The organism is Sphingobacteriales bacterium (assembly GCA_012517435.1).
GTDB lineage: Bacteria > Bacteroidota > Bacteroidia > CAILMK01 > JAAYUY01 > JAAYUY01.
In genome coordinates this window covers 1-9,035 of sequence record JAAYUY010000021.1, presented here as the reverse complement: position 1 = coordinate 9,035, position 9,035 = coordinate 1, and the positions used below count along the sequence as shown (strand labels likewise).

Below are 9,035 nucleotides of genomic sequence, written 5' to 3'. Positions count from 1 at the left end.
TCAATCAGCGGCTTGATAATATTTTCATTGGCAAGTGAGACAAACTTGCAATTAACAGAAAATCCGGTATCCTGAATCATAAATCTGTGGTTGTAATCATCTTCCAGATAGAATGAAACATGATCTTTGGCTTCCGGCACCTGAAATTTCTCAATAAAAAGGCTTGAAATTTCCTGAATCAAATGGGGAGAATATTCTGAAAAAGTGTATTGCCCCATGAAAAATTTATCATTGTAAAAGAAATAGATACACTTAACCTTTTTTCCTTTGAATATTTTTTTGTAACAAAAGGCATTCAGGTCGTATTCCCCTATTTTCATCACAGAATAGGAATGGGGCTGACCGTAAGTAATAATCAGTTTTTTCCTTGATATGGAAAATTTTTGCTTTTCGAAGAGAATTTCAACTGAAGTATGAAAAACAGGTATTTTTTCATTCAGGTTCAGTATTTCGTGAACATGGTCGATAGGATCTTCAGCAAAACATAGACGGTATGGAGTGGGAATATCTTTTCGCTGACAGTATTCATTGAATTTACTGCTGTACCTTCCGTAAACCAACTGATTCCACCAATATCCAAACGTGTTTGTCATTAATTCGCTATTAAAAAAATCCGGTGCAAATTTACTTGTCCCCGATGAATATCTGAAAGATTATTTCAAAAAAATAAAAGCTTAATGCTTTGATAATCAGTATAAAATAATTTTTTATTTTTTTTAGCCTGAAATTAAAACTCTTTACATTTGCCGCTGACAAAAATTGTAGCTATGAAAAATAAAATAATGTTTATCCCTAAAAATTTTCTGAATAAGAAAGTGGTAATGATGCTGACTATTTTCAGTGGAATCCTTATGTTCACACTTTTACCTGTTTTATCATTTGCCTCAGGTTCGGTTGGCACCGGCCCATCGATCGGAAATATCAGGATTGAATTCATTTTATTTGCTCTGGTATTGATTGGCGTAGCCATTTTTCATGATAAAACCTTTTGGGTAGCTTTGATAGGTTTGATTGTCATATTGTTATACAAATTCATTTTTACGACTCACTTCAATTTTGTTGAACATTTTATCGGACAAACACCATTTGCTGAACAACTGATAGACAAGGAAAGCAGATCAGGAGAATGGGGAATTTTGTTAAACCTGCTGGGTTTATTGCTGGGCTTTGCGATTCTGGCCAAATTGTTTGAAGAAAGCGGTGTTCCCGACATTTTACCCAATTATCTTCCTGATGACTGGAAAGGCCCTTTTGTATTGCTGATATTTGTATTTATCCTTTCCACTTTTCTCGACAATATTGCAGCCGCATTGATTGGCGGTACCATTGCTCTGGTGGTCTTTCATAAAAAAGTACATATTGGTTATCTGGCTGCTATTGTGGCTGCCAGCAATGCAGGGGGATCCGGCAGTGTGGTTGGCGATACAACCACTACCATGATGTGGATAGCCGGAACGAATCCAATTGAAGTATTGCATGCATTCATTGCTGCCGGATTCGCTTTCCTGTTTTTTGCATGGTTTGCTTCTTTTCAGCAAGACAAGCACCAACGTATTCAGAAAGATGCCTCGGTAGGAGCCAAAGTGGACTGGGGAAGGGTAGCCATTGTCGGTTTAATACTGGTTGGTGCTATTCTGGCAAATTATTTTTACGATATGCCTGCTCTTGGCGTTTGGGTAGCTCTTCTTATTGGCGCTATTTTCAAAAAGTTACCGTTTAATGAAACCAAAAATGCCATTAAAGGAACTATTTTCCTTCTTTGTCTGGTAACCTCTGCCTCACTCATGCCTGTTGAAACATTGCCCGATGCCTCCTGGATGTCGGCTTTCATTCTGGGTTTTGTTTCTTCTGTATTTGACAATATCCCGCTGACAAAAATCTGTATCGATCAGGGACATTACGATTGGGGCATGCTCGCTTATACAGTTGGATTTGGCGGATCAATGATCTGGTTTGGCTCTTCGGCAGGGGTAGCCATTACCAATAAATTTCCTGAAGGACGTAATGTGATGTTGTGGCTTCGCAAAGGCTGGCATGTGGCTATCGGTTATATTATCGGCTTCTTTGCCCTCCTGATTTTATTTGGCTGGCACCCGGGTAGCAACCGCTACCACAAAGAGCCTGCTATCAACTGTCCGGTTGAAAACTGTAAAGTCAAACTCGATGCACAGGCCGACAGCATTGTCAAAGAGCAACTGAAAGCCGGGGAAGTTAAATAAATAAATCTTTTAGTCTTTAAAATAAATGATTGATTATCAAAAAGCAAGGGAGAAATTTGCCCAGTTGAAAGATTCCGATTTTGCGAAAGTTGTTGATGAAACTGAAAAACAATTTCCACTAAAATTTTCTCAGCTGATGACGCATGTGGAAAACCAGAATCACTGGGAAATAAGCTATTATGCTGTTCATATACGGGAAAGTTATGCCTTTATTTTTCACGATACTGAGTTAAACACTTTATGCCATAAAATTGAAGAAGCAGCTAATGTCAGGGATTTTGACAGGGTGAATGAAGTGGCTGAAATGTTAAAGGCTTGTTCGGTTAAATTTTTGCAGCAGTTAGCGGAAATCAAAAAACAGTTGCATGCGGAAAATGAATAGAATTCTTTTCGTTATTGTGTGTAATATGGTGCTGGTTTTCAGCCTGAAAGCACAAAACGAATGGGGTGTTCCTTACCAGGAAGATCAGAAAGCTGTCGTTTATGAAGAAGTAGTACAGCAAAGCGGATTGACAAAAGATCAGTTATACGCAAGGGCCATTGAATGGATCAATTCTTATTTTACAGCAGGAGCTTCAAAAATCACTGAAAAAAATCAGGACGAAGGACTTATCCGTTTAAAAGACAGGATTACCCTTTTCAGAATGGAAAAGAAAAACAAGGTGGTGGATGTGGTCATCGACTACAACATCGAGATTTATGTAAAAGACGGACGTTATAAATATGTTTTCCGCAATTTCCGGTCTTATCAGGGAAGTACTTCTCCCGGTATCGAAGTCTGGATGGATCCCAACAAATGTAAAAAGGAAAATGCACTGGAACGCTATGCAAACCTGAATGCCGAAATCACGAAAATAATTGATAATCTTAAATCTTACATGCAAACCGGCACTCAGAAAAAGGACAACGACTGGTAGTTTCTGACAGGCATATAAATAAGTAGGCACCAGGCAGTCCTCAGTATGCAGTATAAATGCGGGAAGCGGAATATGGAAGGCGGAAAATGAGAATATGCACCAGGCAGTCCTCAGTAGGCAGTATAAATGCGGAATACTTAAATCATCAACCTGAACTCGTATCTCACTAACTGATCAGACTAATTACTCATTCAAATTGGTATAAATTTGCCGCTTTAAATTCGCCCGTGCTTTTCAATACATTATCATATTTCGTCTTTCTACCGGTAGTTGTTATTCTTTTCTACAGCCTTCCTGTCAGGTACCGCTGGATGTTGTTGCTCGTAGCGAGTTACTTCTTTTATGCCTGTTGGGAACCTGCTTTTTTACTCCTGATTCTGCTTACTACGCTTATTGTTTACTTAACTGCCCGGTTGGTTGAAAAAGAAAACCGCCAACCATGGCGAAAATGCTGGCTTTGGGTCGGAATTCTTGTAAATCTGAGCATTCTCGCTGTTTTTAAATATGCCGGATTTTTTCAGACTATCCTATCAGACCTGAAAATTATTAAAGTCAGCCATTCTTTGAATATCCTGCTTCCGGTCGGAATTTCATTTTATACTTTTCAGGCACTTGCTTACCTGATCGATGTGTATCGCAGGCAATTAACCGCTGAAAAACATTTCGGACATTTCGCACTGTTTATATCTTTTTTCCCTCAACTCGTAGCCGGCCCGATTGAAAGAGCCTCCAGACTCATTCCTCAGTTAAAAAAATCTCAGACAATCATTAACATGGCTGATGTTTCTGCAGGAGTGAAATACCTGATTTACGGACTTTTTAAAAAAGTTGTTATTGCCGATAACCTGTCGATGTGGGTTAATGAAGTCTTTCAGAATCCTTCAATTTATAATGGTTTTCATTACCTGGTGGCAGCTGTCCTTTTTACCATTCAGATTTATTGTGATTTTTCAGCATATAGCGACATGGCAGTCGGGAGTGCAAGACTTTTGGGTATAAGGCTGATCCAGAATTTTAACCTTCCTTTTTCAGCTGTTTCAGTTTCTGATTTCTGGAAAAGATGGCATATTTCCCTGTCTTCGTGGTTCCGTGATTATGTATTCCTTCCTTTGGCATGGAAGGTCTCAAAGTGGAAGTGGTTGAACGGATATTCCTTCCTGAATAATGTGATGGTGTATTCTGTTACCATTCTGTTTACCTTCTTCCTAACCGGTTTGTGGCATGGAGCCGATTATACTTTTGTAATTTGGGGTTTACTGCACGGGCTCTGCTTAATCATTGAATTTTCAACCAAAAAAATAAGGATTAAATTTCTGAAAAAAATCGGGATAAACAGAAAATCAAATATTTATACGATTTTATCAAGAATGTTGACATTCTCTTTCGTGGTATTTGCCTTTATCTTTTTCAGGGCAGACAATCTGAAGGAGGCAATATGGATGATTAAGGGTATATTTTCAGAATGGGGAGCTGCTACGTTTCCGGAAATTCCGATGCAACAATATTTTATGGGAGGTTTAGCTGGTTTGGCATTGCTGATTTTTTTCGAAAACAGCGGAAAAAACATTAGTCCTGAAAGCTTTCTTTCCGGCAAAAAGATTTGGCTTCGCTGGGGATTTTTCTATCTGTTGCTGGCTTTTATTTTTATGACAGGATATTTTGGCAATATTGAATTCATTTATTTTCAGTTTTGATGAGTTATTGGAAAAAAATATTGATTTTCAGTCTGATACCAATTACCTTTCTGTTGGTTTTAGAAATGACAGCCCGTCAGATTTATCCTGGTCACTCCGATTTACCTTTGAAATATGCCTGTTTTGAAAAAAAAGCTGATAAGACGGTTTGCCTTATCACCGGACACTCCCATGCAGAAAAGGGAATTGATCCTTCACAACTAAATATTCCCTCATTTAATCTGGCATATAGTGCTCAGGATTTGTATTTCACCAGTCAGACAATAAAAAAATATTTGCCAAAACTTGAAAGAATCAAGGTTATCGTTCTGGCAATTGATCCTTTTATATTCCGCTATGATGAGCAGAATTCGTCTCCTTATTTTGTAAAAGATTATTTTTTCTCTTTGGGTATCTGGCCACGCAGGGGATTCGATTTTCAGTTCTGGCTCAATGCTTCTGTTTTTTGGCTGAACAGGGGAAGATTTTTTAATGACTTGATAGACAGAGATATAGAGAAAAAAGAAATCAGAGTGTATAAGCGGGAACAAGCACCAACATCGGGAGGAGAGGGGCAATATCTGATGGATGACGGGCAGCGTTTAGCGATAGGAAAAATGAATGCTGCGGAATTAAAAAGAGATGCAGAAACCACATTAAAGAGGATTTTACAGCATTCTGACAGGAAAATAATCAAAAAAAATTTCAGATTTCTTCAGCAATTAATTCAGTCAGCTTCGGAAAAAAATATACAGGTCATAATGATTTATATGCCTGTATGTCAATATTATAACGAATTGATACCGGAAGAAGTCAGGAAAGAAAGTGATATGTTGATTAAAAAACTTTTAGCTTCAGAAAAAAATGTTGAATTTTACGATTTCAGCGACTATTTTAAAGGCAGAAATGAATATTTCTTTAATGCAGACCACCTGAATAATCAGGGAGCAAAAGTTTTTAGCCGGATGCTTGGCACTACCGTTCTGAAAAATCGATAATTTTTCCTGTATAATTAAACGGAGTGATACTTTTAAGATAGGCTTTCAGCTCATCGTCAATATCAAGGGAATCAATGAACTGATGGAGTTCGGCCTTCCCCGGTTTCTGATGTTTACGGGTTAGTGATTTCAAAGCTTCATAAGGGTGAGGATAGCCCGCCTTACGTAATACGGTCTGAATAGCTTCCGAAACCACTATCCAGTTATTTTCAAGGTCTTGTTTTATTTTTTCTGCATTCAGCTGAAGCCTTGATAATCCTTTTTCAATTGATTTAAAAGCGATAATGGTGTGAGCCAACGGAACCCCGATATTCCGCGAAACAGTACTGTCGGTGAGGTCGCGTTGGAGACGGCTGACCGGTAATTTTTCAGACAAAAAGTTGAACATGGCGTTGGCGGCACCAAGGTTCCCTTCGGCATTTTCAAAATCTATCGGATTGACTTTGTGAGGCATGGCCGATGACCCGACTTCGCTGGAAACGATTTTTTGCGTAAAATAATCAAAGGAAATATACAGCCAGACATCGCGGCAAAAGTCTATCAGTATGGTGTTGATTCTCTTCAGGTTGTCAAACAAAGAAGACAGATTGTCGTAATGTTCTATCTGGGTAGTATATTGCTGGCGTTCAAGACCAAATTTTTTTAGAAGGTTGTTGGCGAAATTAATCCAGTCGCTATCGGGAAATGCAGCAAAATGAGCGTTAAAATTGCCGGTTGCTCCTCCGAATTTAGCTTTGAAAGGCAGGTGGGAAAGTTGTCTGAGCTGTTCGTTAAGCCTTTCAACAAAAACCATTATTTCTTTGCCCAGAAGGGTAGGGCTGGCCGGCTGACCGTGTGTACGTGCCAGCATGGGTACCAGTTGCCATTCTCTGGCACGGCTTTCCAACTCATTGATAATATTGGTCAGTGTGGGCATATAAAACTGAAAAGTAAAATCTTTCAGCAGGAGGGGAACTGCCGTGTTATTGATATCCTGGCTGGTGAGCCCGAAGTGGATATATTCTTTAAAACTTTTCCAGTTGTGTTGTTCAAATTTTTCTTTCAGAAAATATTCTACTGCTTTGACATCATGGTTGGTAACCGTCTCAATTTCCTTTATCCGCATGGCATCCTGAAGACTGAATTCTTCATGGATTTTTCTGAGAACCGGAAAATCTTTTTTATTAAAGCCAGATAACTCATCCAGAAAATTACACAGTGCAATAAAATACTCAATCTCGACAAAAATCCTGTATTTTATCAGGGCAAATTCCGAGAAAAAAGCCTGTAATTCGACCACTTTGCCTGCATATCTTCCGTCAACAGGAGAAATGGCCAGCAACCTGAATTCTTTCATAGATTATTATTAAACCGTATAAAACGAAAAATAAGTTTGCAAAGATACAACATTTATATCAGGGCTTGTTTTTCAGCCACCTTCTTCGTTAAACCTAAAACTTGTAAGAAAACCCCAGGCCGAAAAGCTCCTTCAGCTGAACACGGTCTTTTTCAATCCCGTTTTCATCTTTGATCATAATGTCTTTATCGTAAATCAGCAGGGTGTTGAGGTTGGCTGAGATGTATTTTCCAAGTTTAAAAGCAGTCATGGTTTCCCAGTTCACGTCAATGGCCTGGGGTTCTTTGAGATAATTGCTGAAAAGGTCGATCTTGGTCTGAAAGGTAATGTTTTTTGTGATTTCATATTTAAACATGGATTTGATAAATCCGCCAAATTCGCCCCGGAACTTTTTTCCGGCATCCACCCCAAAAAGCCCTTTATTGGATAAAAAAGTGTCGATGACAAAGGTTCCCTTACCAGTAAGCGGGGAAATGAAAAGGGTAAATTTTGCAGAAGGCTTGAAGTCCATACCAATAGCCACCGACAGATAGCCCGGAGCCATAAAGGAAGAAATTCTGACAGAGTCGTTTGGATATTTGTATCCGTAAGCCATCTGCGATTTGAGTTGCAATAATCCTGAATAATACCAGTGTTTAAAGGCATATTGGCCATATTTCGAATTTAATTCTATTCTGTCGTCAGCTTTGCGGGATGGCAGACCGTTTTGTTTTGTAATTCCGTAGGCAATATCGAAAGTATTGTCCCACGTGGTTTTCTCTTTTTTATAATTAGAGAAAAGGTTAAAAAAACTATTAAACGAAATGGAGTTTTGTCCTCCTGCTGCCCAGTTGGTCAGGGAAAGTTGTGAAAATAGCAAAGACCCCATTCCACCTGTTTTCCAATATTTTAATGAATCGGGTTTTTCGGCTTTTAATCCTGTAACGGTGAAAAGCGATAATAAAATGATGGCTGTTTTTTTCATTTGAAATCATCTTATGAAGCTCAAAGGTAATCTGAAAGTTGATTTTTGTAAAATTTATTACCTTTGTCTGATGAATTTATTTAAAATAATCTGCCTTTTTACGATAATAATGTTCATGAGCTTATTTTCTAAGGCACAGCTCAGGGATTATTCATTTAATGCTGACGACAGAGTTTTTTCTGCCGGAATGTTTCAATCACTGCCGGAATATCAATCGTTTCCTGATGAATATTATCATGAATACAGCCGGATTAACCGTTTTGGTATGTTTACGCTGGCAGGTTGGTCGGTGATGAATATAGGTACAGGGGTATATTTTCAGTCAAAGACAACTTTGTCGGCTTTGCATTATCTTTGGCAGGGAAATGTTTACTGGAACGTGGTCAATCTTGGACTGGCATCGGTATCGATTGTTTCATCCGGTATGAACAAAAAGCACGATTATACTTTTCAGCAGATCATCAGAAAACAGCATCAGACTGAAAAACTTTTTCTGCTTAATACAGGGCTGGATGTGGCCTATATTTTTGCAGGTCTTTACCTGAATGAAAGGGCTGCTCAGCACGACACTGACGGTAAACTGGCCGGCTACGGCACTGCCCTGATGTTTCAGGGAAGTTTTTTGCTTTTGTTTGATGCAGCTATGTATGTTGCTCACCGGCTTCATGCCAGACATAAACTTGACCCTGTCATTGAAAAATTAAATTTTATTGAATAAGATGAAAGCACTTGTATCATTTTTGGCTTTAACCGGTATTTTCTTCTCAGTATTTTCTCAGGAAATACCGAATGGAAATTTTGAAAACTGGACAAAAACAGGGAATTATGAAGAACCTGATCACTGGATAACCCCCAATATGTTGCTATCAGGCCTTGGCGTAAGTTCTGTAAAAAAGGAATTTACCAATGTGCATTCGGGGAATTATTC

General features: G+C 38.6%; 10 protein-coding genes. 7 read left to right on the top strand and 3 right to left on the bottom strand.

Annotated features, from left to right (window positions below; all coding sequences use genetic code 11):
- Positions 1 to 593 (bottom strand): hypothetical protein (locus GX437_01140; protein ID NLJ06251.1); only part of this gene is annotated, 593 nt, incomplete at its 3' end.
- A 231-nt stretch (positions 594 to 824) separates the two neighbouring features.
- Here GX437_01140 and GX437_01135 point away from each other — a divergent pair.
- From GX437_01135 to GX437_01115, 5 genes are all read left to right on the top strand, one after another.
- The gene (locus GX437_01135; protein ID NLJ06250.1) at positions 825 to 2,219 is read left to right on the top strand and encodes a citrate transporter; all 1,395 of its coding nucleotides are present in this window, start codon (positions 825 to 827) and stop codon (positions 2,217 to 2,219) included.
- A gap of 25 nt (positions 2,220 to 2,244) precedes the next feature.
- Complete coding sequence (locus tag GX437_01130; protein ID NLJ06249.1) at positions 2,245 to 2,601, top strand: hypothetical protein; 357 nt, start codon at positions 2,245 to 2,247, stop codon at positions 2,599 to 2,601.
- Entirely contained in the window at positions 2,594 to 3,136 is a 543-nt protein-coding gene (locus GX437_01125; GenBank protein ID NLJ06248.1) for a DUF4468 domain-containing protein, read from the top strand. Before GX437_01130 ends, GX437_01125 begins: the two co-directional genes overlap by 8 nt.
- A 227-nt stretch (positions 3,137 to 3,363) precedes the next feature.
- Positions 3,364 to 4,830, top strand: coding sequence for an MBOAT family protein (locus tag GX437_01120; GenBank protein NLJ06247.1), 1,467 nt, complete (start codon positions 3,364 to 3,366; stop codon positions 4,828 to 4,830).
- Complete coding sequence (locus tag GX437_01115) at positions 4,830 to 5,807, top strand: hypothetical protein (protein ID NLJ06246.1); 978 nt, start codon at positions 4,830 to 4,832, stop codon at positions 5,805 to 5,807. Before GX437_01120 ends, GX437_01115 begins: the two co-directional genes overlap by 1 nt.
- On the opposite strand, the gene purB is transcribed toward GX437_01115, so the two are convergent.
- Entirely contained in the window at positions 5,785 to 7,143 is a 1,359-nt protein-coding gene (gene purB / locus GX437_01110; protein NLJ06245.1) for an adenylosuccinate lyase, read from the bottom strand. The two genes, GX437_01115 and purB, sit on opposite strands and share 23 nt — an antisense overlap.
- A gap of 94 nt (positions 7,144 to 7,237) precedes the next feature.
- Positions 7,238 to 8,107: a DUF3078 domain-containing protein gene (locus tag GX437_01105; GenBank protein NLJ06244.1), complete on the bottom strand. Its 870-nt coding sequence runs from the start codon at positions 8,105 to 8,107 to the stop codon at positions 7,238 to 7,240.
- Between the two features lie 115 nt (positions 8,108 to 8,222).
- Between GX437_01105 and GX437_01100 the strand changes: the two genes are divergently transcribed.
- A complete protein-coding gene (locus tag GX437_01100; GenBank protein NLJ06243.1) occupies positions 8,223 to 8,825 on the top strand; it encodes a hypothetical protein in 603 nt (200 codons plus the stop codon).
- Between the two features lies 1 nt (position 8,826).
- On the top strand, positions 8,827 to 9,035 hold a 209-nt coding region (locus tag GX437_01095), incomplete at its 3' end, for a hypothetical protein (GenBank protein ID NLJ06242.1).

Bases quoted from the DNA above. Each gene is read 5' to 3' on its own strand.
- GX437_01125 (NLJ06248.1), top strand. From the start codon at position 2,594: ATGAATAGAATTCTTTTCGTTATTGTGTGTAATATGGTGCTGGTTTTC.
- GX437_01130 (NLJ06249.1), top strand. From the start codon at position 2,245: ATGATTGATTATCAAAAAGCAAGGGAGAAATTTGCCCAGTTGAAAGAT.
- GX437_01115 (NLJ06246.1), top strand. From the start codon at position 4,830: ATGAGTTATTGGAAAAAAATATTGATTTTCAGTCTGATACCAATTACC.
- purB (NLJ06245.1), bottom strand. From the start codon at position 7,143: ATGAAAGAATTCAGGTTGCTGGCCATTTCTCCTGTTGACGGAAGATAT.
- GX437_01105 (NLJ06244.1), bottom strand. From the start codon at position 8,107: ATGAAAAAAACAGCCATCATTTTATTATCGCTTTTCACCGTTACAGGA.
- GX437_01135 (NLJ06250.1), top strand. From the start codon at position 825: ATGCTGACTATTTTCAGTGGAATCCTTATGTTCACACTTTTACCTGTT.
- GX437_01100 (NLJ06243.1), top strand. From the start codon at position 8,223: ATGAGCTTATTTTCTAAGGCACAGCTCAGGGATTATTCATTTAATGCT.